General features: G+C 69.7%; 22 protein-coding genes. 9 read left to right on the forward strand and 13 right to left on the reverse strand.

The genetic code is table 11. The annotated features are described in order from the left end of the window. Positions 1–78 precede the first annotated feature (78 nt). Positions 79–957: a virginiamycin B lyase gene (locus AB0J91_RS14445; RefSeq protein WP_363868245.1), complete on the forward strand. Its 879-nt coding sequence runs from the start codon at positions 79–81 to the stop codon at positions 955–957. Positions 958–1,038: 81 nt separating this feature from the next. Here AB0J91_RS14445 and AB0J91_RS14450 read toward each other — a convergent pair whose 3' ends face one another. The 6 genes from AB0J91_RS14450 to AB0J91_RS14475 form a co-directional block, all read right to left on the reverse strand. Next, positions 1,039–2,283, reverse strand: coding sequence for a M20 family metallopeptidase (locus tag AB0J91_RS14450; RefSeq protein ID WP_363868248.1), 1,245 nt, complete (start codon positions 2,281–2,283; stop codon positions 1,039–1,041). A gap of 18 nt (positions 2,284–2,301) precedes the next feature. Next, complete coding sequence (locus AB0J91_RS14455; RefSeq protein ID WP_363868251.1) at positions 2,302–3,849, reverse strand: hypothetical protein; 1,548 nt, start codon at positions 3,847–3,849, stop codon at positions 2,302–2,304. Between the two features lie 20 nt (positions 3,850–3,869). Further along, the gene (locus AB0J91_RS14460) at positions 3,870–5,870 is read right to left on the reverse strand and encodes a hypothetical protein (protein ID WP_363868254.1); all 2,001 of its coding nucleotides are present in this window, start codon (positions 5,868–5,870) and stop codon (positions 3,870–3,872) included. Between the two features lie 108 nt (positions 5,871–5,978). Further along, positions 5,979–8,765: a penicillin acylase family protein gene (locus AB0J91_RS14465; protein WP_363868257.1), complete on the reverse strand. Its 2,787-nt coding sequence runs from the start codon at positions 8,763–8,765 to the stop codon at positions 5,979–5,981. 104 nt (positions 8,766–8,869) lie between these two features. Beyond that, positions 8,870–9,733: a fumarylacetoacetate hydrolase family protein gene (locus AB0J91_RS14470; protein WP_363789715.1), complete on the reverse strand. Its 864-nt coding sequence runs from the start codon at positions 9,731–9,733 to the stop codon at positions 8,870–8,872. A gap of 70 nt (positions 9,734–9,803) precedes the next feature. Beyond that, positions 9,804–10,262, reverse strand: a complete 459-nt coding sequence (locus AB0J91_RS14475; RefSeq protein ID WP_363789713.1) for a MarR family winged helix-turn-helix transcriptional regulator — start codon at positions 10,260–10,262, stop codon at positions 9,804–9,806. A 72-nt stretch (positions 10,263–10,334) separates the two neighbouring features. On the opposite strand from AB0J91_RS14475, the gene AB0J91_RS14480 reads away from it, so the two are divergent. Next, positions 10,335–11,102 carry a class III extradiol ring-cleavage dioxygenase gene (locus AB0J91_RS14480; RefSeq protein WP_363789712.1) on the forward strand — a complete coding sequence of 256 codons (768 nt, stop codon included), beginning with the start codon at positions 10,335–10,337 and terminating at the stop codon, positions 11,100–11,102. Between the two features lie 123 nt (positions 11,103–11,225). On the opposite strand, the gene AB0J91_RS14485 is transcribed toward AB0J91_RS14480, so the two are convergent. Beyond that, complete coding sequence (locus tag AB0J91_RS14485; protein ID WP_363868260.1) at positions 11,226–12,005, reverse strand: IclR family transcriptional regulator; 780 nt, start codon at positions 12,003–12,005, stop codon at positions 11,226–11,228. Positions 12,006–12,098: 93 nt separating this feature from the next. Here AB0J91_RS14485 and ileS point away from each other — a divergent pair, with 93 nt between their 5' ends. Then, positions 12,099–14,978, forward strand: a complete 2,880-nt coding sequence (ileS, locus tag AB0J91_RS14490; protein ID WP_363868263.1) for an isoleucine--tRNA ligase — start codon at positions 12,099–12,101, stop codon at positions 14,976–14,978. Between the two features lie 100 nt (positions 14,979–15,078). On the opposite strand, the gene AB0J91_RS14495 is transcribed toward ileS, so the two are convergent. The 3 genes from AB0J91_RS14495 to AB0J91_RS14505 all read right to left on the reverse strand — a co-directional run bounded on the left by AB0J91_RS14495 (position 15,079) and on the right by AB0J91_RS14505 (position 18,452). Then, positions 15,079–15,867, reverse strand: coding sequence for a serine protease (locus tag AB0J91_RS14495; protein WP_363868266.1), 789 nt, complete (start codon positions 15,865–15,867; stop codon positions 15,079–15,081). 685 nt (positions 15,868–16,552) lie between these two features. After that, positions 16,553–17,212, reverse strand: coding sequence for a response regulator transcription factor (locus AB0J91_RS14500; protein ID WP_363868269.1), 660 nt, complete (start codon positions 17,210–17,212; stop codon positions 16,553–16,555). Beyond that, a complete protein-coding gene (locus tag AB0J91_RS14505; RefSeq protein ID WP_363868272.1) occupies positions 17,205–18,452 on the reverse strand; it encodes a histidine kinase in 1,248 nt (415 codons plus the stop codon). Before AB0J91_RS14505 ends, AB0J91_RS14500 begins: the two co-directional genes overlap by 8 nt. A 162-nt stretch (positions 18,453–18,614) precedes the next feature. Here AB0J91_RS14505 and AB0J91_RS14510 point away from each other — a divergent pair, with 162 nt between their 5' ends. The 3 genes from AB0J91_RS14510 to AB0J91_RS14520 all read left to right on the forward strand — a co-directional run bounded on the left by AB0J91_RS14510 (position 18,615) and on the right by AB0J91_RS14520 (position 22,183). Further along, positions 18,615–20,141 (forward strand): glycosyltransferase family 39 protein, encoded by a 1,527-nt coding sequence (locus AB0J91_RS14510; protein ID WP_363868274.1) that lies wholly within the window; start codon positions 18,615–18,617, stop codon positions 20,139–20,141. Positions 20,142–20,207: 66 nt separating this feature from the next. Then, entirely contained in the window at positions 20,208–20,705 is a 498-nt protein-coding gene (locus tag AB0J91_RS14515; protein WP_363868277.1) for a PH domain-containing protein, read from the forward strand. Next, entirely contained in the window at positions 20,702–22,183 is a 1,482-nt protein-coding gene (locus AB0J91_RS14520; RefSeq protein ID WP_363868280.1) for a PH domain-containing protein, read from the forward strand. The genes AB0J91_RS14515 and AB0J91_RS14520 overlap by 4 nt, the downstream gene beginning before the upstream one ends. A 52-nt stretch (positions 22,184–22,235) precedes the next feature. On the opposite strand, the gene AB0J91_RS14525 is transcribed toward AB0J91_RS14520, so the two are convergent. Together AB0J91_RS14525 and AB0J91_RS14530 are read right to left on the reverse strand one after the other, a co-directional pair. Next, complete coding sequence (locus tag AB0J91_RS14525) at positions 22,236–22,430, reverse strand: DUF397 domain-containing protein (protein WP_363868283.1); 195 nt, start codon at positions 22,428–22,430, stop codon at positions 22,236–22,238. Continuing rightward, positions 22,431–23,279 (reverse strand): helix-turn-helix transcriptional regulator, encoded by an 849-nt coding sequence (locus tag AB0J91_RS14530; protein WP_363789702.1) that lies wholly within the window; start codon positions 23,277–23,279, stop codon positions 22,431–22,433. 134 nt (positions 23,280–23,413) lie between these two features. Here AB0J91_RS14530 and AB0J91_RS14535 point away from each other — a divergent pair, with 134 nt between their 5' ends. After that, entirely contained in the window at positions 23,414–23,536 is a 123-nt protein-coding gene (locus AB0J91_RS14535) for a hypothetical protein (RefSeq protein ID WP_363868285.1), read from the forward strand. A 246-nt stretch (positions 23,537–23,782) separates the two neighbouring features. Here the strand turns inward: AB0J91_RS14535 and AB0J91_RS14540 are convergent, their stop codons facing one another. Next, complete coding sequence (locus tag AB0J91_RS14540; protein ID WP_363868288.1) at positions 23,783–25,516, reverse strand: pyruvate dehydrogenase; 1,734 nt, start codon at positions 25,514–25,516, stop codon at positions 23,783–23,785. Positions 25,517–25,729: 213 nt separating this feature from the next. Here AB0J91_RS14540 and AB0J91_RS14545 point away from each other — a divergent pair, with 213 nt between their 5' ends. Beyond that, on the forward strand, positions 25,730–25,861 hold the full coding sequence (locus AB0J91_RS14545) for a hypothetical protein (RefSeq protein ID WP_363789699.1): 132 nt from the start codon (positions 25,730–25,732) through the stop codon (positions 25,859–25,861). A 31-nt stretch (positions 25,862–25,892) separates the two neighbouring features. Then, the gene (gene bcp / locus AB0J91_RS14550) at positions 25,893–26,366 is read left to right on the forward strand and encodes a thioredoxin-dependent thiol peroxidase (RefSeq protein WP_363789698.1); all 474 of its coding nucleotides are present in this window, start codon (positions 25,893–25,895) and stop codon (positions 26,364–26,366) included. The last annotated feature ends 136 nt before the right edge of the window (positions 26,367–26,502 follow it).

Raw genomic sequence — 26,502 nt, forward strand, 5'->3', positions numbered from 1 at the left:
CGGCGGCTGAGGGACGCCCCGTGGTGGGGCGACGAGAATTCAGTTGTCGCAGGCGCGTTGGTCGTGAAGGCTGCGAGGGTGGAATTCGTGGAGATCCCGGTCGGCGAAACCGGGTGCGGGCCTTACGGGGTCGCGGTGGGTCCGGACGGTGCGATCTGGTGCACGGAGGTGCACCACGGCCGGGTCGGACGGCTCGACGCCGACGGGAGCTACCGGGGATTTGCGGTCGGGCCGGCGGATTCCCGACCGACGGTGATCGTCGCCGGACCTGATGAGGCGCTGTGGTTCACCCTGTACCAGGGCAACCGGATCGGGCGGATCGGTACCGACGGTTCGGTGAGCGGGTTCGACGTGCCCGGCACCAACCCGTACGGGCTCGCGGTCGGTCCGGATTCCGCGTTGTGGTTCACGGCGATGAGCACCGACCGGATCGGGCGGATCACCGTCGACGGCGAGATCACCGAGTTCGCCCTGCCCGAGTCGGGCGGGTTCCCCTCGCTGATCACCAGCGGCCCGGACGGGGCGTTGTGGTTCACCCTGAACCAGGCCAACGCGATCGGGCGCATCAGCACCGGCGGAGAGGTGCGGGTCTTCCCGCTGCCCACCGAGAACGCGGCACCGGTCGGGCTCACCGGCACCGACGACGCGTTGTGGTTCGTCGAGATCGGCGCTGGTCAGGTCGGCCGCATCCGGCCCGATGGCGAGATCGCCGAGTTCCCGCTCCCCGATCGCGCCGCCCGGCCGCACGCGATCATCGCCGCACCCGACGGGACCTGCTGGTTCACCGAATGGGCAACCGGCCGCCTCGGTCACGTCACCCCCGATGGGCACGTCGAGACGCACGCGCTCCCCGATCCGTCATCCGAGCCCCACGGACTCACCCTCGCCGCCGACGGAACGCTCTGGGTCGCCCTCGAATCCGGAGCGCTCGCCCGCGGCGGTTCCGCTCCGAACTGACCGGATGAACCGGACACCGACCCCGGGCGGTTCGGACCAGAACCGCCCACCGGCGTCACCGAGCGCTCGGGCTCCGGCGGCTCAGGCGAGCCATTCCAGGGTGGCCGCGGTGAGGGCTTTGACGCCGGTGGTGAGGGTCGGTTCGATCTCCGGGGCGAAGCCCGGGGAGTGGTTGGCCGGGATCTCCTGGGCCACCCGGTCCTCGGCCAGGGCTCGCTGGAAGCGGCCGGGCTCCGTGCCGCCGAAGAACCAGTAGCAGGTGGGAACTCCCGCCGCCGTGCCGAACAGGCCCACGTCCTCGCTTGCCATGGCGGGCGGCAGGTCGAGCACCGCGTGGTCACCCAGCGCGGCGCGCAGGGCGCCGGTGGTTCGAGAGGTGGCGTCGGGGTCGTTGACCAGCAGCGGGAACCGGGTCAGGGGCTCGAACTCCGGTTCTCGCTCGGCACCGGACGCGATCGCCTCCGCCCGGACGATGCGCCGGACGGCCGCCAGGACCCGCTCGCGGACGCGTTCGTCGAAGGACCGGATGTTGACCAGCAGTTCCGCCTGGTCGGGGATGATGTTCTCCTTCGTGCCCGCGCGGACCGAACCGACGGTGAGCACAGCGGTGTCATCACCGGCGACCTCGCGCGAGACGACGGTCTGCAACCGCATCACCGTCGCCGAGGCCATCACCACCGGATCGATCGCGTTCTGCGGCTGCGACCCGTGCCCGCCGCGACCGAACATGGTGATCTTCACGCTGTCGGCGGCCGACATGCTCGGCCCGCTCATCATGCCCACGAACCCGCTCTGGAACGGGAACACGTGCTGCCCCAGGCACACGTCGGGTCGCGGGAACCGCTCCAGGAACCCGTCGTCGAGCATCGCCCGCGCCCCGGCCCCGAGCTCCTCGGCCGGCTGGAACACCGCCACCACCGTCCCCGACCAGCGCGAACGCGCCGTGATCAGCAGGTCCAGCGCGCCCAGCAGGCTGGTGACGTGCATGTCGTGGCCGCACGCGTGCATCACCGGGACGTCCGATCCGTCGGACGAGGTGGCCCGCTGCGTGCTCGCGTAGTCGAGCCCGGTCTGCTCCTGCACCGGCAGCGCGTCGAAGTCCGCGCGCAGCAGCACCGTCGGCCCGTCCCCGTTGCGCAGCACCCCGACCACACCGGTGCGGCCGACGCCGGAGGTGACCTCCAGCCCGAGGGCCTCCAACCGCCGGGCGACCTCGGCAGCCGTGCGGTGCTCCTGGAACGACAGCTCAGGATGCGCGTGCAGGTCCTTGTACAGCGCGATCAGGTCGTCGCGAATCGCGTCCAGTCGTCGGAACACGTCGTCCATGAGCCCTCCATACGCCGACTACCGGCATGATTGCGGGCCGAACGGCTGCCCGGAAGGCCAGACCAGGCTCTCCTGGACAGGACGTCCGTTCGCTTCCAGACGCATGATCGGCATCGCCTTGCCCACCGGGTTGCCCTGCCCGGCCCGTTCGTTCTGGTAGGCGATCTTGCCGGTGGCGCCGCCGAACGGCTCTACGCAGTCGATTGCCTTGATCTTATCGGCCACCTTCGCGTACAGCCGGTTCACGTCGGGGACCTCTCGAGCGCCCTTCGTGGCGACCAGGAACGCGTCGTGGACCGACATCGCGTAGCCGTCGAGCAGGCCGTCATGGCCGTCCAGCCCCGTCTCGACGAACTGGGATTCGAAGGATCCGTAGCTGGCCTGGTTCTCCTCCTGCCCGGGCTCGTTGGCCCACTGCCCCTTGGTCGCGACGCTGGTGTAGAACACCCGAACCTGCCGGTTGTCGAACTCGGGCAGCGGCCGATTCACGATGTTGGTGGCGTCATCGCTGGTGACCACGTCCATGTCCGCCATTCCGGAGCAGGAGCCGTTCTGCGACATGGTTTTGAGCAACGGGTCCAGATCGATGCCGCGACCGGCGAAGTACAGGTACCGCGGCTTCTCCAGGCAGATCCTCGTGTAGACGCGGGCGAACTCACCCGCCATGAAGTCCGCGCGCGGGAATCCCTCGGAGCCGCTCAACGAGGTGAACCGCACCGTGCTGAACTCCCTGTCCCGGTAGGCGTCCTTGAAGGCCCTGGCCAGCGTGCGCGCGTAGATGTCGGTCTCGTTGGTGTCCTCGACCAGCATCACCTTGTCCGCACCGCGCTCTCGCAGGTAAGCCGCGCCGGCCCTGGCCGCGTCGATGTTGGTCGGGGTGATCCGGAAGAACTTGTCGAGGTCCTTCTTGTCGTCGTCGACGTGCTTGTTCATGTTGTCGGCGCTGGCCATTCCGCTCACCACGGCGATTCCGGCATCGGACAGCCGGCTCGCGGCGGTCCGGGTGTGTTGGAGGCTCTGCCCCAACCCCACGACCGCGACGACGTGCTCGCGCTCGCGGGCGGCCTGGATCTGCCGCGCAGCTTCTTCCGCCTCGTCGACGGTGGTCCCGTAGTTGGCCAGCAACAGCTTCACCCGCGGAGACGTGCCCCCGACGACGAGTTCGGCGTTGGCGCGCCGTGCCGCGGTGAGCGCTCCCTCGACACCGTGGCGCACGCTGGAACGGCCGATGCTGGCGAGTCGGGGATCCGGGGTCATGTTGTCGAGCACCACCACGGTGACGGAGTTCTGCTCGGTCACCCCCGCGTTGTGCTCGGCGACGCGTTGCCTGAGGTCACCGACGGCATCGTTGGGGCCGAACGAGGTGTTCTCGACGTTGAGCCCCACGCAGTTGGACGACGGTTCGACCGTCGTCATCGCCGTGTCGCACGGTTTCCAAGGCTGCCACACCGCCAGCCCGGCGGCGACCGCTGCGACGACCACCAGCGTGGCGATGACCTTGTGGCGGCGCAGCCAGGAGCGGGGCTGCACCGGAGCGGACGGGGTGGAGCTTCGGAACAGGGGCATGACCGGTCCAATCCGAAGGGTCAGAACAGCTGGTCAGCACGGCGGGCGGCTTCGTAGAGCGCCGCGACGTCCGGGCGGTGTGACAGTGGTGCGAGTTCGTGGAAGCTCTGCACGACGATGTTCTTGCGCTCCCGGTCGGGACCGGCCAGCGGATTCGCGATCAGCCAGTACGCGGCGATCAACCGGGCGAGCACGTTGCGCACCTGGTCCCGCTCGGCGGGTCCGTCCCGCAGGTCCTGCTCGACGAGGTCGGCGTAGACCTGGGCGTTGTCGCGGTGCAGCGGTTTGTCGTCCGGAGCGCTGGTGACCAGGATCAGCAGGTCGATCCACTTCTGGTGCGGCATCTGGTCGAAGCGTTCGCGCAGGGTCTCGACGACCTCGCCGAACCGGCCCAGGGCGAGCAGGCAGTAGGAGGTGCGGGCGAGGTCGCGCCTGGTGTGCGGATCGTTGAGCAGCGCCTTGAACTGCGTCTCGTACGAACCCCCGTCCTGCTCACCGCGCGCGTTGAGGGCGAACAGCAGCGTCCGGGCGATCCACGGGTGCAGCAGGGACTGGTCCTCGGTTCCGCCGTCGCGGTCCGGGGCGATCACCCACAGCGCGCTGCGCAGCTCGGTGAGGATGCGGCCGGTCTGCGGCAGCGAGACGAGGCTGGTCGACTCGGCCGGGACCAGCCACGGCGCGGTCGCGAACGGAGCCGCGTTGACGAATTCCGCGAGGTCCACGTCCTGCAGCTGCTCGGAGACGCGCAGATCGGTCAGTCGTTGCTGCCAGGCTTCGGGGGTCGACTCGGCGGGTTCGAGGATGTCGCGCCTGCCTTCCCGCAATCGGGCGGCGGGCAGCATTTCGGAGACCGCCTCGACCGCCTTCGGGAGCCCGGCGGTGGCGCGCTGAGCCAGCTTCGCCTCGCTGAAGTAAGGGCTGTGCCCGATCAGGCTCGCGGTCTCCTCGATCTCCAGCGGTTCCAGCAGCACCGGGTGCACGGACGCCTGAGGTCTGTCCACTTCGGAGTTGTTGCGCCAGTGGCCCGCGTCGCGGCAGCGCGGCACCACCAGCACCTCGTCGGATCTGGTGGCAGCGGACTTCCACGGTGCGTGCCAGTGCGATTCCCACTCGGGGTTCCACCGGCCGCTGGTGCCGATGAACAGCAGCGGATCGTGCTCGTTGTGCTGCCTCAGATGTCGTTCGCGCGCGGCGATGATGTCGCTGAGGAACTCGTACCCGCCGGGGTGGTCGAGGTTGTCCAGCAGCACCACCCAGTTGTGCGAGTGGGTCTTGCCCGCCTCGTTCTCGCAGGAGCACGCGCTGCCCAGCTCCGGGCGCGCCATGACCGGGTGGTTCTCCCGCACATCGGCCAGGAAAGCCGAGGTCAGCCAGGCCGTCATGGCCTCCGGTTCGTTGCGGGCCCGTCGGCTGAGCTGGATCAGCGCGTCCAGCGGCTCGGCGCCCTCGGCCTCCGGGATGTCGGCGTGCCAGCGCTTGGCGCCGGCCAGCGACCTCCGGCCGATCGTGCGGATCAACCGCGGCAGCACCAGCTTCGCCGCGGTGACCAGCACCGGGTCCAGCATCGGTTCGGCCGCGTCGGCGGTGGAATCCACCTGGCCCGCGATGTCGTTGGCGCGTGGGCTTTCGGCGAACTCGCGCAGCGCGGCGCTCATCTCGGCCCTGGCCTTCACCCGGTCGAAGGTGTCGAGGTTGGCCTGCACGGCGACCAGCCCGAGCGCGAACCGGGTGAACTTCGCGCTGCGCCGGGCGCGCCAACGACGGGAGAGGTCTTCGGAGATCGCGGCCAGCGCCACGACCGTGGTCGCGGGCTGCTCGCGCCCGAAGTCGAACGGCTTGGCGTGCACCACGCTGTTCCCGCAGTCCTGCGAAATGGACTCCAGAGCGCGGGTTTTGCCCGATCCCGTCGGCCCGAGCAGCACCATGATGGGCTGAGCGCTGGAAGGTTCGTCAGTTGCCCGGTTCCACAAGAGGCGTCGAGCGAGCATGGCGCTGTCGGTCAACCGCACGGGCTCCGTCATCCGCATCCCCCTCGCCTCGGACACCGCTGCCCGAATTGGCCGTCGATTTTACGGGGGCCGGGAGACCGCGTGGGGCCGTTTCGCCGAGAACGCCCTGCGGCGAACGGCTCAGCGGTGGGCGGGGAACTCGATGACCTGCTGATAGGTGGGGCGGTTCTGCCAGGAGATCTTGTCCTGGTCGATGCCGCCGACCTTGTTCTGCACGATCGAATCCGCGCACCACTGGTCGCCGGGGTCGCAGTCGGCGTCGCCCGGGTAGGTCTCCTCCGACGGGGTCGCGGCGGCCTGGACGAGGGTGTCGAGCAGCATCTGGCGGCACGCGCCCGGGTCGCCACCGCCGCACAGCGGTGCGCCGAAGCCGCCGGGGACCTGCTCGCCGAGAACGGCGCGGATGTCCTTGGAGACCTGGCCGAACCAGCCGAACTGGAACGTCGAACCCTGGTGGCCCTGGCCGACGTGCAGACCGGGTTCGCCGTTCTGCCAGCCCGACGGCGATTCGTTGATCTGCATCATCGCGGTCATCGCCTGGTAGGCGGGGGTTCCAACGGCGGGTTCGAACTCGCCGCGGACCAGCAGCGGCCACCACGCGTCGAACAGCTCGATGGCCTCGGCGTGCGCGTAGGACTTGCTGCCCGGCGAGGTCTCGGTGCGCTTGCCGCCGTCGGCCAGCCACGCGCGCAGCTCGTCGACCAGCTGTTTCGAGCGCTCGTCGGGTTCGCCGATGACGCGCAGCAGGTCGGGCAGGACCCGTTCGGCGCGCAGGTCGGTGACCGCGGCGTCGGCCATGGCCCGCACGAGCTCGGCGCGGCTGAACTCGTCACCCGAGGCGATCTGCTCGCGCACTCGGCGATCGAGCAGATCACCGCGCTGCACCGCGCCCTTCTCCGCCCGGTCGCCCGCGGTTCCCGGGACCTGCTTGTTGTTCCAGCTGATGTAGTAGTCCTGGTTGAGGGAGTTCGGGTGCTCGGCGAAGGGCTGGTAGGTCGCCGTGTTGGTCTCCGGGTCCCAGCCCGGCCACTCGTGGGCCGGGTCCGAGACGATCGGCATGCTCGGGTCGACGTGGGGCCGGCGCACCACGTTCGCCCCGGAGTTGAAGTACGCGGTGTCGCGGGAATCGGCGTAGAACCAGTTGAACGTGTAGTTGATGTCGTGCGCCGCGCGCTGGAAGTCCTCCGCCGAGGACACCGCCGACGGGTCGTTGAACTTCTGGAACCCGATGATCGAGTCCACCTCGTGCAGGAAGGTCGACCGGGCCGTGGTGTAGGCGACCGGCTTTCCGTCCACAGTGGCCCGATGCGTGACGGGCCCGTGGCGGGTGCGGAAGGACACCAGCCGGTAGGACCCCTCCGGGGTGTCATCGCCGAGGTTGGGCTTCCAGGAGTTCTGCCGCTCCATGGTCTGCATCGGCAGGCATTCGCCGTGGAAGCGGTAGAAGTTCGAGTCCTTGGTGACCGGGCCGCCGTCGGGCGAGCACAGCTCGACCGCGTAGGTGTCGATCACGTCCTGCGAGGCGGTGGTGGCGCTCCACGAGTAGTCCTGGCCGCGGCCGAGCAGGGTGTAGAAGCTCAGGCCCGCGAACGAGGCGCCCTTCGAGGAGATGCCCGGACCCTGCAGCTCTTGCAGGGTCAGCAGCTGCGGCGAGAAGTAGCCCGTCTGCGGGCCGAACACCGCCACCGGGTGACCGCTCTCGGTGTGCGCGCCGGAGACCACGAGCGCGTTCGACATGCCTCTGCGCTCGGCCATGTCGGCGGGCAGGACGCCGTCGTCGAACATGCCGCGCAGCGGGTCCTCGGGATCGACGACCGGCCGCGAGGGCTTCTCGTCGGGTTGGTTCGCCGAGCCGGTCGGGTCGAAGACGAGCTGCTGGTCCGCGACCGATCCCGGGTCCGGCAGCGCCACGCCCTCGGGATCCGCCGGGGCGTTGCCGTACTCGAAGGAGCTCCCGTCGTGGATCGTGCTGATGGCCTCCGGGTCGTTCTCCGCGCGGAAGGCGGCCCAGACCTGCTCACCGCGTTCGGGCCCGAAGCGCTCGTGCAGCGACATCCTGGCGACGGCGTTCTGCACCTCTCCCCCACCGCCACCGCCGAACTGGGCTCCGATCAGCGACGCCAGCACCACCAGGTCGGTGAGCTCGAACGGCTCGATGCGGCCTTCGTTGGTCACCGGGTCCACGTGCCCGGTCGCGACGTACTCGCCCGGGAAGTAGCGGCCCCGGTGGGACTCCTGGATGTAGGCGTTGATGCCGTCGACGTAGGACTGCGCGTCCTGCAGCGCCATCCGGCCGCGCTCGCCCTGGGCGGCGACCCGGTCGATCTGGTCCCGCAGCTCCTCCTCGGTGTAGGGCGAGACGGAGAAGAAGCTCTGCTCCAACTTCCGGTTGGCGGGCGCGCCTCCGGCGAACGGGGTCACCTCGCCGCGACCGGCGTGGCGCAGCGCGTCCATCAGGAACAGCTTGTCCTCGGCGGTGGTGTAGCCCGCTCCGAAGGTGGTTCCGGACCGGGTGTCGCCGTAGACGTGCGGGACGCCTGCGGTCTTGTCGCGGACGACGGTGACGTCGGCGCGCGGCCGGTAGGTGCGCTCGACGTCGTCCGGCCGCACGCCGAAGGAGTGGTCGTTGAAGAACTCCTGGATGGTGCCGGTGGTCAGCTCGCGGTACCCGCCTGCCAGCGCGTCGTACTTCTGGAGCTGGTCGTCGGAGTGCTTCGGGCGGGTGCCCAGCAGCATGTGCGAGACCAGCTCGGCGAAGGTCGCGTTGCCGTTCTGGCCCGGCGGGAGGATGTCGTGGCACTGCTGGCGGCAGTAGTCCTCCGGCGGCTGGGCGTTGGCCCCGGGGGCGATCAACAGGGATCCCGCGATGACCGCCACGAGGGTGACCACCAGTGAACGTCGCGCCATGCCACGCCCTTTCCGATGCGGATCTGCTCCGGCACCGGAACGCTAGCTACCCCGACGGTGAATTGAAAGATCTTCACATTGGGGTTGATCCGATCGGCCCAACCTCAGGCCGACTTCACGCCGCTGCGCTGACGACCGAGCCCGTCGATCTCCATCTCGACCACGTCACCCGGCGCCAGGAACGGGAAGCGCCCGGACATCGCCACGCCCTCCGGGGTGCCGGTGATGACCAGGTCTCCCGGCTCCAGCGTCAGGTACTGCGAGAGGTGGCGGACGATCTCGCCGACGCCGAAGATCATGTCGGCCGTGCTGGAGTCCTGCCTCGGCTCGCCGTTGACCCAGCTGCGCAGCCGAAGCCCCTGCGGGTCGGCGACCTCGTCCGCCGGCACGAACCACGGACCGACCGGGTTGAACGTCGGCGCGCACTTGCCCTTCGACCACTGGCCGCCGGACTGCTCCTTCTGGAAGGAGCGCTCGGAGACGTCGTCGGCCAGCACGTAACCGGCCACGTGCGACAGGGCCTGCTCGGCGCTGTCGAGGTAGCTCGCGCGCTGCCCGATGACCACGCCGAGCTCGACCTCCCAGTCCACCTGCTCGGCGCCGCGCGGGATCACCACGTCGTCGTGCGGACCGACGACGGTGTTGGGGTGCTTGAAGAACAGGATCGGCACTTCCGGTGGCGCGGAACCGGATTCGGCGGCGTGGGCGGCGTAGTTCTGCCCGATGCACAGCACCGCCATCGGCCGCGCGATCGGCGCGCCCACCCGCATCGCCGTGCCGTCGGCCGGGTCGTCCACGGCGGTGAGCTCGCCCGCGGCGAGCGCTGCCCGGGTGCGGGCGACGCCGTCACCCGCGAGGAACTCGCCGTCGATGTCGCCGGTCAGCGGGCTCAGGTCGAACAGCCGCCCTCGATCGTCGAGCACGTGCGGACGCTCCTCCGAGAACGACCCCAACCTCAGGAACTTCATGACCGACCTCGTTTCGCCTGTGTGAAACCCGTTCAAGCAAGCGAAATCCGATCAGCGCGGACAGAGCGCGTCAAGACCCGCGCAGCTTGCGCGAGACCACACCCAGCGCATCGGTGAGGGCGCGCAGCTGGTCGCGGTCGAGCACGTCGATGAGGTGCTCGCGGACGAGCTCGACGTGCCCGGGCGCGGTCTCCTCCAACTTGCGCCTGCCGGCCTCGGTCAGGCGGGCGATGACGCCCCGGTCGTCGGTCTCGCAGGTGCGGCGACCCACGAGCCCGGCCTTCTCGAGCTGCGTGACCTGGTAGGTCAGGCCGCTCTTGGAGGTCACCACGAGCTGTGCGAGCTCGGACATGCGGACCTCGCCCTCGGGCGCCGCCGAGAGGCGGACCAGGATCTCGTACTGCGGGTGGGACAATCCCGCCTGTTCGCGGAGCTGCTGCTCGACGCGGCGGTTCACGAGGTTGCCCGCCTCGACGAAGGCGTTCCAGGCGGCCATCTCGTCGGCGTCGAGCCAGCGCGGTTCGGTCACTCCCCCATTCTATCTTGTTCGAATTTGAACCACGAGGTACATTTGATTCAAATTCGAACGAGGAGGTTCCCGATGGCCGAGCGCATGCCCGCCCTGTACCTCAGCCACGGCGCCCCGCCGCTGGCCGACGACGAACTCTGGCCCGGCGAGCTGGCGGCCTGGTCGGCCGACCTGCCTCGCCCCGAGGCGATCCTGATCATCTCCGCGCACTGGGAGGAAGCACCGCTGGCGATCGGCGCGACCAGCACCGTCCCGCTGGTCTACGACTTCTGGGGCTTCCCCGACCGGTACTACGACGTCCGCTACGCCGCGCCAGGAGCCCCGGCCCTGGCCGAGCGGGTGCGCGCGCTGCTCGGCGGCGCCGAGACACCGGTGGTCGACGTGCCCGATCGCGGCCTCGACCACGGCGCCTACGTGCCGCTGAAGGAGATGTACCCCGACGCCGACATCCCCGTCCTGCAGATCTCGATGCCGACGCTGGAGCCCGCGGCCCTGATGCGCGTGGGCCGGTCGCTCGCACCGCTGCGCGACGAGGGCGTGCTGATCGTCGGCAGCGGGTTCTTCACCCACAACCTCTCGGCCCTGCGCTCGGCGTCGACGCCGAACTGGTCGGTGGAGTTCGACGACTGGGGCGGCCGGGCGCTGGCCTCGCGCGACATCGACGCGCTCCTGGACTTCGAGCACAAGGCCCCGGCCGGGCGGTTGGCCCACCCGCGCACCGAGCACTTCGCGCCGCTGTTCGTGACCCTCGGAGCCGCGGACGAGGACCTCGACGCCCAGCGCGTCCCGATCGAGGGCTTCTGGTGGGGCCTGGCCAAGCGCTCGGTGCAGTTCGGCTGAACCCACCAGCACGACGTCCCTGGACAACGGATCCGAATTGCCCGGGCCAAACGGATTTCGATCATGGACGGTTCGGATCAAAACCGCCCCCGGTCCGGGGAGGCCTAGGCGACCCGGAATAGGTCAGTGGCGGAGTTGGCGGTGGACCGCTTCGACCACCTCGGTGAGGGGAGCCCGTGTCTCCTCTGTCCAGTTCGCGCCGCAGCGGGGAGTCGGGGCTGAGACCGACATGCCCGCGACCACCTCGCCCGCGTGGTCCCGGATCGGGACCGCCAGGCAGCGGCAGCCGATGATGTACTCCTCGTCGTCGACGGCGTAGCCCTCGCGGCGCACCTCGTCTAGCTGGGCGAGCAGTTCCGGCAGCGCGGTGATCGTGTTGTCGGTGAAGCGCTCCAGCTTGACGTCCTCGTAGCGGGCCACGACCTCGTCGTCGGTCAGCCCGGCCAGCAGCGCCTTGCCGAGCGCGACGGAGTGCGCGGGCAGCCGCATGCCGACGGCGGAGACGAGCTTCATCGGCTGCGGGGACTCGGCGATGGCGATGTAGACGTTCTCGATGCCGTCGAGCCGGGACAGCTGCACGGTCTCACCGGTCTGCTGCGCGAGGCGTTCCATCAGCGGCAGCGCTAGGCCGACGATGTCGCGGTGCCCGGTGTAGCCCTGCCCGACGGTCCAGGCCTTGAGCCCGAGGCCGTAGGTGCGGGTGGTCGGGTCGAACTCGGCGAAGCCGCGGTGCACGAGGGTGCCGAGCAGGCCGTGCACGCTGGACAGCGGCAGCCGCAGCGTCTCGGCGATGTCGCTGAGCCGGTGCCTACCCCGGGAGAGCAGTTCCAGGATGATCAGCGCGCGATCCGCGGACTTCACCAGGTTGTGCCCGTGCGAGCTGGCCGCTTCGTCAGCCGTCACCCCTCGAATCCTCCTGCTCCCTCGTCGTCCCGAGCGGGACCTACCGAACAGTACAGCGAGCGAGAAGCGACCGCGCGGCTCCACCATGGGCGCATGAGATCGGCTTCTCCGTTCCACCCGCTGGCCTCGGCGATCGACCTGCCGGAGGCCGAGCGGCGGCGCATCGAGTGGTGGCGCGAGCACCGGATCTTCGAGCGGAGCCTGGAGCAGACCGCCGACGGCCCGCTGTGGGTGTTCTACGAAGGTCCGCCGACGGCCAACGGCACGCCCGGCACCCACCACGTGGAAGCTCGGGTGTTCAAGGACGTCTTCCCCCGCTTCCGCACCATGAAGGGCTTCCGGGTGCCGCGCCGGGCGGGCTGGGACTGCCACGGCCTGCCGGTCGAGCTGGCGGTGGAGCGCGAACTGGGGCTGAGCGGCAAACCTGACGTGGAGCGGCTGGGCATCGCCGAGTTCAACGCGCGCTGCCGGGAATCGGTTCAGCGCTACGTGGGCGAGTTCGAGGCCGTCACGACGCGGATGGGTTACTGGATCGATCTCTCCGCAGCCTACTGGACCATGTCGGCGTCCTACGTCGACAGCGTGTGGTGGGCGCTGCGGCGGATCTTCGACGCCGGGCTGCTGGTGGAGGACTACCGCGCCGCGCCGTACTGCCCGCGGGACCAGACGACGTTGTCGGCGCACGAGGTCGCGCAGGGTTACGAAACCGTCGAGGACCCTTCCGTTTTCGTGCGCCTGCCGCTGGAAGAGCCGCTGGCGGGCCATGATGCCCAGCTGCTGGTGTGGACGACGACGCCGTGGACGCTGGTGTCCAACACCGCCGTCGCGGTCCACCCCGAGGTCACCTACGTGCTCGCGCGCGGTGAGCGCGGCACGTTCGTGGTCGCCGAGTCGCTGGCCGACGTCGTCGAGGGCGAGGTGGTGGCCCGGATTCCGGGCCGCGATCTGGCAGGACTCGCCTACCGCCCGCCGTTCGACCTGGTGGAGGTCCCGGACGCCCACCGCGTGGTGCTCGCCGACTACGTCTCCACCACCGACGGGACGGGCTTGGTGCACCTGGCGCCGGCGTTCGGCCCGGACGACCTCGCGACGGGCCGCGCGAACGGGCTCGCGGTTGTCGACCCGCTCGGCCCGGACGGCCGCTTCGACCCGACGCTGCCGCTCGTCGGCGGCATGTTCTTCAAGGATGCCGACCAGGTCCTGGTCGAGGACCTGCGGCGGCGGGACGCGCTGGTCGGCGAGGGGACGATCGAGCACGCCTACCCGCACTGCTGGCGCTGCCACACGCCGCTGATGTACCTCGCGCAGCCGTCCTGGTACATCCGCACGACCGCGATTCACCAAGCGCTGCAACGGGAGAACGAGAACACCCGCTGGTACCCCGAGCACGTCAAGCACGGCCGCTTCGGCGACTGGCTGGCGGGCAACGTCGACTGGGCGCTGTCCCGCAACCGCTACTGGGGCACTCCGCTCCCCCTGTGGCGCTGCGCGGCCGGGCACGTGACGGCGATCGGTTCCCGCGCCGAGCTGGGCGAACGCACCGGCCGCGATCTCTCCGGGCTCGACCCGCACCGGCCGCACATCGACGAGATCACCTTCGCCTGCCCGGAGTGCGGGCAGCGGGCCGCGCGGGTGCCGGAGGTGATCGACGCCTGGTTCGACTCGGGTTCGATGCCGTTCGCGCAGCTGGGCTACCCGCACGCACCGGGCAGCGCGGAGGCGTTGGCGCGCAACTATCCGGCGGACTACATCTGCGAGGCGCTGGACCAGACCCGCGGCTGGTTCTACACGCTGATGGCGATCGGAACGCTGCTGTTCGACCGCTCCAGCTACCGGAACGTGGTGTGCCTGGGGCACATCCTGGCCGAGGACGGCCGGAAGATGAGCAAGCACCTGGGCAACGTGCTGGAGCCGCTGCCGCTGATGGAGGCCCACGGCGCGGACGCGCTGCGCTGGTTCATGCTGTGCAGCGGTTCTCCCTGGTCGCCGCGCCGGGTGGGGCACGAGGCGCTGCGCGAGATCGTCCGCAAGGTGCTGCTGACCTACTGGAACACGGCCTCGTTCTTCAACCGCTACGCGGCGCTGTCGGAGTGGGCCGAGCCGGATCCGCCCGACGAGCGGCCGGTGCTGGACCGGTGGGTGCTGGCGCGGCTGAACCAGGTGGTGCGGCAGGTGGATTCGCGCTTGGAGGACTACGACACCGCAGGGGCCGGCCGGGTGCTGGCGGAGTTCGTCGACGACCTGTCGAACTGGTACGTGCGCCGCTCGCGCCCGAGGTTCTGGGACGGCGAGGTCAACGCCCTGCGCACGTTGCACGAGTGCCTGGACGTGCTGACCCGGCTGCTGGCCCCGTTCATCCCGTTCCTCACCGAGGAGGTCTGGCAGCGCACCGTTCGCCCGGGGTCTCCGGACGTCCCCGATTCCGTGCACCTCTCGGCCTGGCCCGAACCCGGCCCGATCGACGAGGAGTTGCTGTCCCTGGTCGACGTCGAGCGGAGTCTGGCGGTGGCGGGGCGGTCGTTGCGCCGCGAGGAGGCGCTGAAGGTGCGGCAGCCGCTGGCGACGGCGGTGATCAGCCCGGAGCTGCCCGTCGAGCTGCGGGCCGATCTCGCCGAGGAGATCAACGTCCGCGAGGTCGTCACCGGCGACGTCGCCGGAACCGGGTGGCCGTCGGAGGAGCAGCGGGAGGTCGCGATCGCGCTGGACACCGCGATCACGCCGGAACTGCGACTGGCCGGGCTGGCGCGGGAGATCATCCGGTTCGTGCAGAACTGCCGCAAGCAGGACGGCCGGGAGATCACCGACCGGATCTCGTTGCGCTGGAGCGGTTCCGCGGAGGTCGGGGAGGCGTTGCGGGCGCACCGGGACGAGATCGCCGCAGCCGTGCTGGCGGCCGAGGTCGTCGAGAGCGCCGATGCAGGCGAGCACGCCGACGCCAAGCTGGGCATGTCGGTGACGCTGGTCCGGGCATAGCGAAAGGCCGTGGACGGCGAGCGAGCGTCCACGGCCTTTCCTCCACCTAGAGCGGGACCGGCCCGGGCCAGCGGGATGACAACCCCGGCCGGTTCGCTCGTCAGGAGTTGATCTGCTCGGTGATCACGTCGTTGTAGGCGCCGACGCGGGCGTAGACACCCGGGAAGCCGGGCTGCGCGCAACCCTGACCCCAGGACACGACGCCGATCAGGCGACCGTCGGCGACCATCGGGCCGCCCGAGTCACCCTGGCAGCTGTCGATCCCGCCTTCCGGCACACCGGCGCAGACCATCGACTGGTTGCTGTACTCCGGGTACGCCTTGGAGCAGGTTTCGTCCGAGGTCACCGGCAGCTGAGCCATCTGCAGGTGGTCGGCCTGCTGGCCGCCCTCGGAGGTGTTGCCCCAGCCCAGGATGGTGGCCTGGGTGTCGGGAGCGTAGGCCGCGTCGTCGGCGGTGGCGAGCTCGATGGGCTTCTCCTGCACCGGGGCGCCGAGGGTCAGCACGGAGACGTCGAAGCCCTTGGTGGCGTCGGTGTACTCCGGGTGGATCCAGACGTTGGTGACGTCGGAAACCGTGCCCTCGGTGGTGCTCATGGTGGTGCGACCGCTGACGATCTTGATGTCGGTGGGCTGCTGACCGGTGGTGCAGTGCGCGGCGGTGAGGACCTTGGTCGGGGACACCAGCGAGCCACCGCAGAACTGCTGACCGTCGGGCGTGGTCAGCGCGACGGTGAACGGGTGGTCCGCGATCTCGGCGTCCTGCCCGCCGACGATGTACGGGTTGACGTCGGCCGGGGCCGCCTGGGCGACCGAAGCCGAGGTGAGCGCGGCAACGGCGATCGCCGCAACACCGGCCATCCGGGCGAGGCGACGTGGGGCATCGACCATCGTGAATCTCCTTGTCCGAAGGTCTTGCCGCGAGAACTCGAGCCGAGGGCCTGCCTTCCCCCAACCGGGCCCCCGCAGCAATCTTGATCGAACACTAACCAACCCCAGAACAACCGCGAAAGAGAAGGATTTTGCCGCTTTTCCCCATTAACCCGCAGGTCACAAGCCCAAAGAAATGAAATTATCAACCACCAGGCGACAATTGCTCAACGCACAGCACAACGTCAGGCAAGCACCGAAGGTGCTTTCTCCTCACCCCACCAAAGCAACCGGCACCGCCGCGGGTTCTCAGACGTTCTCTGGGGAGGACGCCGCGACGCCGCGTAATTCACATACTCAAGGAGTGGCGCCCGGACCCAGAGGACGTCTGAGGTTCCGCCACCCGCACCACCGAGCAAAAGGACCCCGGCCCAGGGCCACAACAAAAAGATGCCCTCGGCGCACCCCGATTGCGCCGAGGGCACCCTCGTTGCGGCCGGACCCCTCCGACCGGTGCGCCATCGATCCCCGAACCGACGGCGCTGACGCGTTCCCGGCCCCGACAACCGTTCGGAACGCGTCACCTATGGTGTACCGATCTTGGGTGGAATATTCCAGAGCCAATCGGTGGAGCTCACTCGATTGATCGTTAAACCTGTTGGCCCAATCCACCCGGATGGCCTAACGATCATGGAGGTCCCGGGCGTCACCGGGGCACGAGGCCCGCGTCGTAGGCGAGGAGCCCGGCCTGCAAGCGGTTCTCGCACTCGAGCTTGACCAGCATTCGCGACACGTAGCTCTTCACCGTCGCCTCCGAGAGGTGCAGCCGCGCGGCGATCTGCGCGTTGGACATGCCGCGACCGAGGCAGGTGAGCACCTCGATCTCCCGCTCGGTGAGCTCGCGGGTCAGCCCGACAGCGCGTTCCCGGGCGCTCTGCTCCCCACCGGTGGCGGCCAGCAGGCGCCGCTTCGCCTCCTCCGAGAGCACCGTGTGCCCGTCCGCGGCGACCCGCACCAGCCCGATGAGGTCCTGCGGCGGCGTGGACTTGACCAGGAACCCGACCGCCCCGGCTCGCAGCGCGCGCAGCACGTACTTGTCGGCGTCGAACGTCGTCAGCGCGACCACCGCGGGTGCGTCGGGCATGGTGCAGATCCGCTCGGTGGCGGTGAGCCCGTCGACGCCGGGCATCCGCAGGTCCATCAGCACCACGTCGGGCCGGTGCCGCACGACGGCTTCCACGGCGGCGGCACCGTCCCGCGCCTCGTCGACGACCTCGATGTCGGGTGCCGATCCGAGGATCGTGCTCAGGTGCGCGCAGACCATCGGCTCGTCGTCGACGACGAGCACCCGGATCGTCTCAGGCATCGGCGGTCTCCTCGGTGGGCACGTACCCGGGCAGTATGGCCTCCACCTCGAACCCGTCGCCGTCGGTGGCGCCGGAGCGGAACGTCCCACCGACGAGCTCGACGCGCTGCTGCAACCCGAGCAGCCCCACTCCCCCTCCGCTGTCGGCGAGTTCGGGCACGGGCCCGGTGGGCGCGGTGTTGCGGACGCTCACTCGCACCCGGTCGTCGCTGTAGAGCACGCGGACGTGCACGTCGGCTCCGGGCGCGTGCTTGTGCGCGTTGGTCAGCCCTTCCTGGACCACGCGGTAGGCGGTCCTGCCGACGGCCGGGGTGACCGGCCCGGGGTCTCCCTCCGCCGTGAACCGCACGGACATGCCCACGGCCTCGGACTGACCGATGAGCTCGCGGAGATCCGGCACGTCGCTGGGCGTGTCCGCGCCGGCATCGCTGCGCTCGTCGTCGCTGCGCCGCAGCACGCCGACCAGGTCGCGCAGTTCGGCGAGCGCTTCCCCACCGCTGGAGCGCAGGTCCTCGGCCGCGCGGTGCACCGCCGGGTCGTCGCTGACCACACCGAGCGCACCGGCCTGCAGCACCATCAGGTTGACGCGGTGGGTGACCACGTCGTGCATCTCCACGGCCAGCCGGGCGCGCTCGTCGGCGCGGGCCTGCTCGGCGAGCAGTTCGCGCTCGTGCTCGGCGCGTTCGGCGCGTTCCCGCAGCGCATAGGCGAGCCTGCCGCGCTCCGCGGCGTAGAGCCCGAGCACGATCGGGAAGATCGTCCAGGCCACACCGGTGATCACCACGTCCGGGTGGGGCGTGTGGCCCAGCCGCAGGCCGACCGCGGTCACCACGGCGATCAACGCCCAAGCGAGGTAGCGGTGTCCGCGCCCGTGGACGATCACCGCGTAGAGCACCCAGGGCGTGACACCGGGAACCCAGGGATCGGTGGACACGTTGATCTGCAACAACGGCCCGGGGCCGAACTGGATCAGCAACATCTGCGCGACCGAGAGCAGGGCGACGCCCCACAGCAGCACCATCGAGCAGCGGCGGCGCACCAGCAGCCCCAGGCACAGCAGGTCGTTGGCGACGTCGCTGAACCACAGCCCGCCGATCCAGTCGTAGGTGCCCGGCAGCGCGTCGGTCGGGTAGTAGCCCGCCAGCACGCGCGGGAACACGAACAGCGCGACGACCAGGCAGATGTCGAAGACGGCCTCTCGCTGGGTGTTCCAAAGAAGCTGCCAGAGCGGTCGTTTCACCAGGCCCACGTTAGGGCCGCCGAGCCCGGTTGCGAAGCCGGACCCCACCGCACGTCGCCCAGGTCTAGACGAAAGTTGCACCGGGCGTGAGCGGGCACAACCTTCGTCGCCCGAGCACTCGACCAATCGCGGTGTTGATCAGAGCACGATCCGGGTTGACTGGTGGCACAACGACGGTTCCTGGGGGAATTCATGCTCATCGATCAACCGGGCACCCGGCGCACAGCGCCGCGCGCGCTGCACCCGCTGGCGAAGTGGCCGGTGTTCGGCATCGCCGGTGTCCTCGCCGTGGCGCACGCGATCGCGGGCGCCTTCGGGGACTACTGGGTCGACGAGGCCTACATGCTCGCGGCCGGCAAGTACCACCCGAACTGGGGCTACGTCGACCAGCCGCCGCTGACGCCGATGATCGCCGCCGCTATGGACTTCATCGCGCCGGATTCGATGTTCGTGCTCCGGCTGCCCGCCGCGCTCGCCTCCGGCGGTGCGGTGGTGCTGATCGCGCTGCTGGCCCGCGAGCTGGGGGCGGACCGCCGCGCGCAGAGCATCGCGGCGCTCGCCGGCGCGACCGGGCTGTGGAGCAACCTGATCGGGCACTGGGTGGCTCCCTACACCTTCGAGCCGCTGCTGTGGACGGCTCTGCTGCTGCCGCTGGTGCGCTGGCTCCGGCAGCACGCGCAGGGCGTCGCCGACGACCGGCTGCTGCTGGCGTTCGGGGTGCTGCTGGGCATCAACCTGCAGCTGAAGTTCCAGGTCGTGGTCCTCTGCGCGGCACTGCTGGTCAGCACCCTGGCGGTGGGCCCGCGGGCCGTGCTGACCCGGCCCATGCTGTGGACGGGCGCCGGGATCGCCCTGCTGATCGGTTCGCCGACGCTGATCTGGCAGGCGCTGAACGGGTGGCCGCAGCTGGCGATGTCGTCGATCGTCGCGCAGGAGTCCCCGATGCTCTCCGGTGGTCGTGGCGGGACCGCCGTGCAGCTCGTCCTCTTCGCCGGGGTGCTCGGGACCGCGCTGGTGCTGGCCGGGCTGTGGCTGCTGCTGAGCAAGTCGTGGCTGCGCCCGTACCGGATGTTCGCGATCACCACGATCCTGCTGTGGGTCTTCTTCGTCGTCACCGCCGGTCGGCCCTACTACCTGATCGGGATGTACGGCCTGCCGATCGCGGCGGCGACGGTGAGCCTGCAGCGGCGCAGGGAGGCCAAGCCGCCCCGCTGGGGGTGGGCGGCTTGGCCCGTCTACGCGATCTCGCTGGTCACGGCCGGATTGCTGATCCACTCCGGCGCGGAGATCAACAGGGGGTTCTCGGCCGCGATCACCAAGGTCGACAGCGACCGGATCAGCGACACCATCGCCCAGGACGTATCCCGGGCCTACCTGTCGCTGCCCGCCGAGCAGCGCACCCGCACGGCGGTGATCGGCGAGAACTACATCTCCGCCGCGATGCTCGACGTCGGCGGCGCGCACCACCCGCTGCCCGACGTGTTCAGCCCGCACCGCGGCTACGGCTACTTCGACGAACCGTCCGACGAGATCGACACGATCGTCTACTACGGACACGACGCCGAAGAGCTCCGCCCGTACTTCACCGACATCCGGCCCGCGACCCCGGGCGAGAACCTCAAGGGCTGGATCGCCACCGGCAAGACCCAGCCCTGGTCAACGATCTGGCCAGCGCTGAAATCCCTCTAAACCGCACTTACCTGCGGGAGATTCGGAACAATCCGGGGGGAACAGCCCACGAAAGGGGCCTCGACGATGCCTGAAGACGGACTGCGGCTCCGCCCGCCGCGCAACCGGGTGGAACGCCGGGCGATCGCCTGGTGGACGGCGCAGGCGCTCGCGCTGGTGCTGCCGCCGGTGATCGTGCTGGTGGTGCTGGGGATCCTCATCGCGCCGGCCCGCTTCTGGCTGCTGCTGCCCGCGGTGCTGATCGCCGTGCTCGGCGCGGTCTACACGGCGGTCATGCCGCAGTGGCGCTACCGGGTGCACCGGTGGGAGATCACCGACGACGCCGTCTACACCTCGGCGGGGTGGCTGCGGCAGGAGTGGCGGATCGCGCCGATGTCGCGGATCCAGACCGTCGACACCGTGCGCGGGCCGCTCCAGCAGCTGTTCGACCTCTCCAGCGTCACCGTCACCACCGCGTCGGCGGCCGGACCGCTGAGCATCGACGGCATGGACCGCGAGCAGGCGGCGGCCGTCGTCGAGCAGCTCACCACCGCGACCCAGGCGACGCCGGGAGACGCGACGTGAGCGCCGTCGACGGGCAGTGGCACCGGCTGGACGCCAAGTCGATCCCGGCGGCGGGAGCGGTCGTGGCAGCGCCCGCTCTGGCCACGCTGCTGGTCATGGTCATCGCGGGCGCCGGGACCACGCCGGTGCTCATCACGTTCCTGATCGGTCTGGGCACCGCGCTCCTCGTCGCGGGCGCCGCCGCCTACCAGTGGGTGTTCTACCGGTACCGGATCACCGAGGAGCGCTTCGAGCAGCGGCTCGGCGGCCTGTTCCGCAACCACCGGTCCCTCGCGCGCGACCGCATCCGCACCGTGGACCTGACCGCGGCGCCGCACGAGCGGCTGTTCGCCCTCACCACGGTCAAGATCAGCACCGGCGCTCAGGGCACCGAGGCCACCATCCGGTTGCAGTCGATCAGGCGCTCGGCCGCCGAGGCGTTGCGCCGCGACATGACCCTCGGTGGGTCCACTGTGGAGGAATCGCCGGACGAGGGCGTGCTGTCGCGGCTCGAACCGAAGTGGCTCGGCTACTCGGCGCTGACCGTGTCGCTGATGCTGGTGGTCTGGGGTGCCATCGGGTCGGCGGTCGGCTCCTTCGACCAGCTGCTGCGCAAGTGGGGCGTCTTCGACGCGCTCGGCGGCGCCGTCGCATCGCTGGGCATCGCGGTGTTCGTGCTCGTGGTGGCCGCGATCGCGCTGGTCGTCGGGGTGGTCGGGGCGTTCCTGCTGTCGCTGGAGATGTGGTGGGGCTTCCAGCTCACCCGCGAACCGGGCACCCTGCGGGTCAAGCGCGGCCTGCTGACCACCCGGTCGCTGTCGCTGGAGGAGCGCAGGCTCCGCGGCGTCGAGCTGTGCGAACCGCTGCCGCTGCGGCTGGCCGGCGGCGCCAAGCTGGCGGCGGTGGCGACCGGATTGCAGGAGCAGAAGCAGGACAACAAGCAGCCGGACAGCAAGGTCCTGCTGCCGCCCGCGCCCCGCGCGGAGGCCTGGCGGGTCTCGGCGGCTGTGCTGCGCGATCAGCCCTTCGACATCGCCCTCACCCCGCACCCGAGGGCCGCGCTGCGGCGCCGGATCGGCTGGGCGCTGTTCAGCGCCCTGGCCGTCGCGGTCGTGGTGGCGGTCCCGGCGGTGCCGGGCTGGCTCCCGGTCACCTCCGCCGTCGCCCTCGTGGTGCTCGCGCTGCTGGCGGGCCTGGGCTTCGCCGTCGACGCCCACCGCGCTCTCGGGCACGCGATGGACGATCGATATCTGGTGGCGCGCAACGGAAGCGCGGTTCGCCGCACCGTCGCGCTGCAACGCGAGAACATCATCGGCTGGCGGATCTCCCGCACGGTGTTCCAGCGCCGCTCGGACCTGATGACCGTCGGTGCGACCACGGCGGCCGGATCGAGCCTCTACCGGATCTACGACGTCCGCACCGGTGACGGCTTGGCGCTGGCGGACGAAGCCGTCCCGGGGCTGCTCACACCGTTCCTGGAACGCGTTGCAGTGGAATAGGTTTCGAACCCTGGCGGGGAGCGCCCCCCGAATCAGCGCGCTCCCCTCTGGTTCAGTCCAGGTCGAACCGGCCGTTCTTGAGACCCCCGACGAACTCCTGCCACAACTGCGAGGCGAACTCGATGCGCCCCGCCCCCCGGTTCTTGGTGTCCCGCACACCCACGTGATCGGACCCGAAGCCGATCTCAACGCACTGGCCCTGCCCCTGGGAGCGGGAACTGGTGCGCCAGCCGGATATTTCCGCCATCTAAAGCTCTCCTATGCGTTGTTGGATGAAATCGACCGAACCTTCCGGGTCTACCGCATGCGCTCTCAAATGGTCCATCATCGTGGCGTAGTTCGTCAGCTCGATCTCGCGCTCCAGGTACAGCCCACCCACATGGGTCTCCAGATACACCACGTCCGGGTCAATGTGGTTGGAGTAGCGCAGGATCACGAACGGACCCGCCTGCGCCGGATGCGCTCCGGCGCCCAGCGGCATCACCTGCAACGTCACGTTGGGCAGCTGCCCCAGCTTGAGGATGTGCTCCAGCTGCCTGCGCAGCACGCCGTCACCGCCGACGGGACGGCGCAGCGCCGCCTCGCCGACCACCGCCCACAGCTCCAGCGGGTTGTCGCCGGTGACCCGCTCCTGCCGCTGGATCCGCAGGTCCACGCGCCGTCCGATCTCCGCGTCGTGCGCGCGGATGAGCGTGGATTTGGTGATGGCGTAGGCGTATTCACGCGTCTGCAGCAATCCGGGGATCGCCTCCGACTCGTAGGTGTCGATGCTGGACGCCTCCGCCTCAAGACCCACGTAGGTCTCGTACCACTCGGGCAGCACGTCGCTGTAGGAGTGCCACCAGCCGCGCTTGCGGGCGTCGCGCGCGAGGTTGATCAACTGCTCGCGCTCGGCGTTGTCCACCCCGTAGAAGTCCAGCAACGCGGACACGTCGCCGACCGACGGGGATCTCTTCGCGGTCTCGAAGCGGCCGATCTTCGCCTGCGTGCAACCGAGATGGGTGGCCGCCTGCTGCTGGGTGACCTCCGAATGCGCGCGCAGCCTGCGCAATTCGGCGGCCAGCCTCCGGCGACGCACCGTGGGACTGACTGTCATGGCCTCTATCCTGCCCGGCCCACCACAACGAGTCACATCGTGATCACCCGTACGACATCTTCACGGGAAGCTTCTGCGGCGGGATGCTTGTCGGGGCGGCCCGCGCGGAGGGCCGGACCGCCAGGTCATGGGGGGTGACATTCCAGGTGTATCTGCTGATGGTCGTGTCGGTGCTGGTCTGGGCCGTGTTCTTCGGAATGGGCCTGCTGCTCTGGCTACGAGCAGGCCACCTAACCCCCCGCCGCAACCGAGACTGAAGCAATCTGTGGACATCCGTGGTCGTCCTGCGTAGCGGTGCGAGTAGCGGAACCTGAGACGCCGCCTGGCTCCGGGCGCCACTCCTGATGTATGCCAATCCACGGCGTCGCGGCGTCCTCCCCAGACGACGCCTCAGAACCCGCGGCGGTGCCTGTTGCGAGAGTGGTTCTCACTGCTCGCGGCTTCGCCGCTTGCAGGTCCCGGGGTTTTCGTTGTCAGGGCTGACCACAGACATCGAATACCGGTCAGGGTCTCGGTACGTTGCGTAGGTTGCTTCTGGCTAGCTGCACCATCTTTCCGACGCCTCCCGAGAGGACCGTGCGGCTGACGGCGAGGGCGAAGCCCTTGACCTGCTCGCCGGTGATGTGCGGCGGCAGCGACAGCGCGTTCGGGTCGGTCACCACGTCCACCAGCGCCGGGCCCGGACGCGACAGCGCGTCGGAGAGCGCGTCGCGGACCTCGCCGGGCTTCTCCACCCGGACCGAGTTGATCCCGGCCGCGCGGGCGATCGCGGCGAAGTCCACGCCGTCGTGATCGGTGCCGAAGTCCGGCATCCCGTCGACCAGCATCTCCAGCTTCACCATGCCCAGCGACGAGTTGTTGAACACCACGGTCTTCACCGGCAGCCGGTGGGTCCGCAGGCTCAGCAGGTCGCCCAGCAGCATCGCGAGGCCGCCGTCACCGGACATCGACACCACCTGGCGGTCCGGCGCGGCCAGCTGCGCTCCGATGGCCTGCGGCAACGCGTTGGCCATCGACCCGTGCACGAAGGACCCGAGCACCCGGCGACGCCCGTTGGGCGTGATGTAGCGGGCCGCCCACACGTTGCACATCCCGGTGTCCACTGTGAACACCGCGTCGTCGGCGGCCAGGTCGTCGAGCACGTCGGCGACGTACTCGGGGTGGATGGGCACCTGCGACTCGACGTTGCGGGTGTAGGCGTCGACGACCTTCTCCAGCTGACCGGCGTGCTCGCGCAGCATGCGGTCCAGGTAGGAGCGGTCGGTCTTGGCTCTGACCTTCGGCAGCACCGCGCGGATCGTCTCGGCGACGTCGCCGTGGACCGCCAGGTCCAGCACCGTGCGGCGGCCCAGGTGCGTCGGCTCGATGTCGACCTGCACCGTGTTGGCCTGCGGCAGGAAGTTGTCGTAGGGGAAGTCGGTGCCCATCAGCAGGACCAGGTCGGCCTTGTGCATCGCCTCGTGGCAGGCTCCGTAGCCCAGCAGTCCGCTCATGCCGACGTCGTAGGGGTTGTCGTACTGGATCCACTCCTTGCCGCGCAGCGCGTGCCCGACCGGCGCCTTGATCTTCTCCGCGAGCTCCATCACATCGGCGTGCGCACCGCGAGAACCCGCTCCGCAGAACATCATCGGCCGCTCGGCCCGGTTGATCTTCTCCGCCAGCGCCGCGACCTGCTCGGCCGAGGGCAGCAGCGTCGGCGGGTCCCAGTCGACCACGCCGTGGCCGGTCGGCTTGGCCGCCGACTCCTCGGCCACATCACCCGGCAGCACCAGCACCGACACCCCGCGACGGCCGACCGCGGTCTGGATCGCCGAGCGCAGCAGCCTCGGCATCTGCGCGGGCTGGGAGAGCAGCTCGCAGAAGTGGCTGCACTCGTTGAACAGCTCCTCCGGATGCGTCTCCTGGAAGAAACCGGTGCCGATCTGCGCCGACGGGATGTGCGAGGCCAGCGCCAGCACCGGCGCGCCGCTGCGGTGCGCGTCGTAGAGCCCGTTGATCAGGTGCAGGTTGCCCGGACCGCAGCTGCCCGCGCACACCGCGAGTCGGCCGGTGACCTGCGCTTCGGCACCCGCGGCGAACGCCGCCGCCTCCTCGTGCCGGGTGTGCACCCACTCGATGCCCTCGGTTCGGCGGACGGCGTCGACCACCGGGTTGAGGCTGTCGCCGACGATCCCGTAGATGCGCTTCACACCGGCCTGCACGAGGACTTCGATGAACTGTTCGGCGACGGTCGGCATGCGCTTCCTCCGTGAACCACGATCGAATCGGCCACCCTCCCGTCTACGCGGGGCACATCACCCCCGCAACCCGGTAGCCCGATCGAGCGAACCGGGTAACGTTCCACGCGATACCGGCGATCACCACCATGTCCGCCTCGAATGCGGATTTCCCGCTCTGCGAAAGGAATTTCGACGGTGTCCGTCCGCGTCTACACAAGGTGCGCCATTGCCGTGACGACTTCGGCGCTGGCCGGACTGATCCTCGGCGGATTCATCGTCGCCCAGCAGCAGCCGGCTCAACCGGCCATCGAGCAGGTGTCGCAGCTCACTCCCGCCGCGGGCGGCGCGGCGCTGCCCGAATGACCCGTCCGGCCCATCGGCTAGCGTCGCGGGCATGAGCGAACAGAACCGACTCTCCGACGGCGACGCCGCGCCCGAGTTCTCGCTGCCGGACGCCGACGGCAACACCGTCTCGCTGAGCGATTTCCGCGGCCGCTCCGTGGTCGTCTACTTCTACCCCGCCGCGAGCACCCCGGGCTGCACCAAGGAGGCCTGCGACTTCCGCGACAGCCTCGCCGAGCTCAACGACGCCGGTTTCGACGTGCTGGGCATCTCCCCGGACAAGCCGGCGAAGCTCGCGAAGTTCCGCGACGCCGAGGGGCTCACGTTCCCGCTGCTGTCCGACGAGGACCGCGCCGTCATGACCGCCTGGGGCGCCTTCGGCGAGAAGAAGAACTACGGCAAGATCGTCCAGGGCGTCATCCGCTCGACCTTCGTCGTCGACCCCGACGGCAAGATCGCCAAGGCCCTCTACAACGTCAAAGCCACAGGCCACGTCGACAGGCTCCGCAAGGAGATCCTTCCTTAGCGATCACCTTGCTCGGCGTGTGCGGGTAGCGGAACCTCAGACGTCTTCTGGCTCCGGGATCCGGGACTTGTGTATGACCAGTACACGGCGCTACGGCGGTCCTCCCCAGAAGACGTCTGAGAACCCGCGGCGGTGC

This window comes from Saccharopolyspora sp. NPDC049357, assembly GCF_040677225.1.
Taxonomy (GTDB): domain Bacteria; phylum Actinomycetota; class Actinomycetes; order Mycobacteriales; family Pseudonocardiaceae; genus Saccharopolyspora.

Excerpts from the sequence above, each read along its gene's own strand:
- AB0J91_RS14450 (WP_363868248.1), bottom strand. The coding sequence starts at position 2,283 with ATGGACGACGTGTTCCGACGACTGGACGCGATTCGCGACGACCTGATC.
- AB0J91_RS14460 (WP_363868254.1), bottom strand. The coding sequence starts at position 5,870 with ATGACGGAGCCCGTGCGGTTGACCGACAGCGCCATGCTCGCTCGACGC.
- AB0J91_RS14495 (WP_363868266.1), bottom strand. The coding sequence starts at position 15,867 with ATGGTCGATGCCCCACGTCGCCTCGCCCGGATGGCCGGTGTTGCGGCG.
- AB0J91_RS14500 (WP_363868269.1), bottom strand. The coding sequence starts at position 17,212 with ATGCCTGAGACGATCCGGGTGCTCGTCGTCGACGACGAGCCGATGGTC.
- AB0J91_RS14515 (WP_363868277.1), top strand. The coding sequence starts at position 20,208 with ATGCCTGAAGACGGACTGCGGCTCCGCCCGCCGCGCAACCGGGTGGAA.
- AB0J91_RS14530 (WP_363789702.1), bottom strand. The coding sequence starts at position 23,279 with ATGACAGTCAGTCCCACGGTGCGTCGCCGGAGGCTGGCCGCCGAATTG.
- AB0J91_RS14455 (WP_363868251.1), bottom strand. The coding sequence starts at position 3,849 with ATGCCCCTGTTCCGAAGCTCCACCCCGTCCGCTCCGGTGCAGCCCCGC.
- AB0J91_RS14525 (WP_363868283.1), bottom strand. The coding sequence starts at position 22,430 with ATGGCGGAAATATCCGGCTGGCGCACCAGTTCCCGCTCCCAGGGGCAG.
- bcp (WP_363789698.1), top strand. The coding sequence starts at position 25,893 with ATGAGCGAACAGAACCGACTCTCCGACGGCGACGCCGCGCCCGAGTTC.
- AB0J91_RS14465 (WP_363868257.1), bottom strand. The coding sequence starts at position 8,765 with ATGGCGCGACGTTCACTGGTGGTCACCCTCGTGGCGGTCATCGCGGGA.
- ileS (WP_363868263.1), top strand. The coding sequence starts at position 12,099 with ATGAGATCGGCTTCTCCGTTCCACCCGCTGGCCTCGGCGATCGACCTG.
- AB0J91_RS14540 (WP_363868288.1), bottom strand. The coding sequence starts at position 25,516 with ATGCCGACCGTCGCCGAACAGTTCATCGAAGTCCTCGTGCAGGCCGGT.
- AB0J91_RS14480 (WP_363789712.1), top strand. The coding sequence starts at position 10,335 with ATGGCCGAGCGCATGCCCGCCCTGTACCTCAGCCACGGCGCCCCGCCG.
- AB0J91_RS14470 (WP_363789715.1), bottom strand. The coding sequence starts at position 9,733 with ATGAAGTTCCTGAGGTTGGGGTCGTTCTCGGAGGAGCGTCCGCACGTG.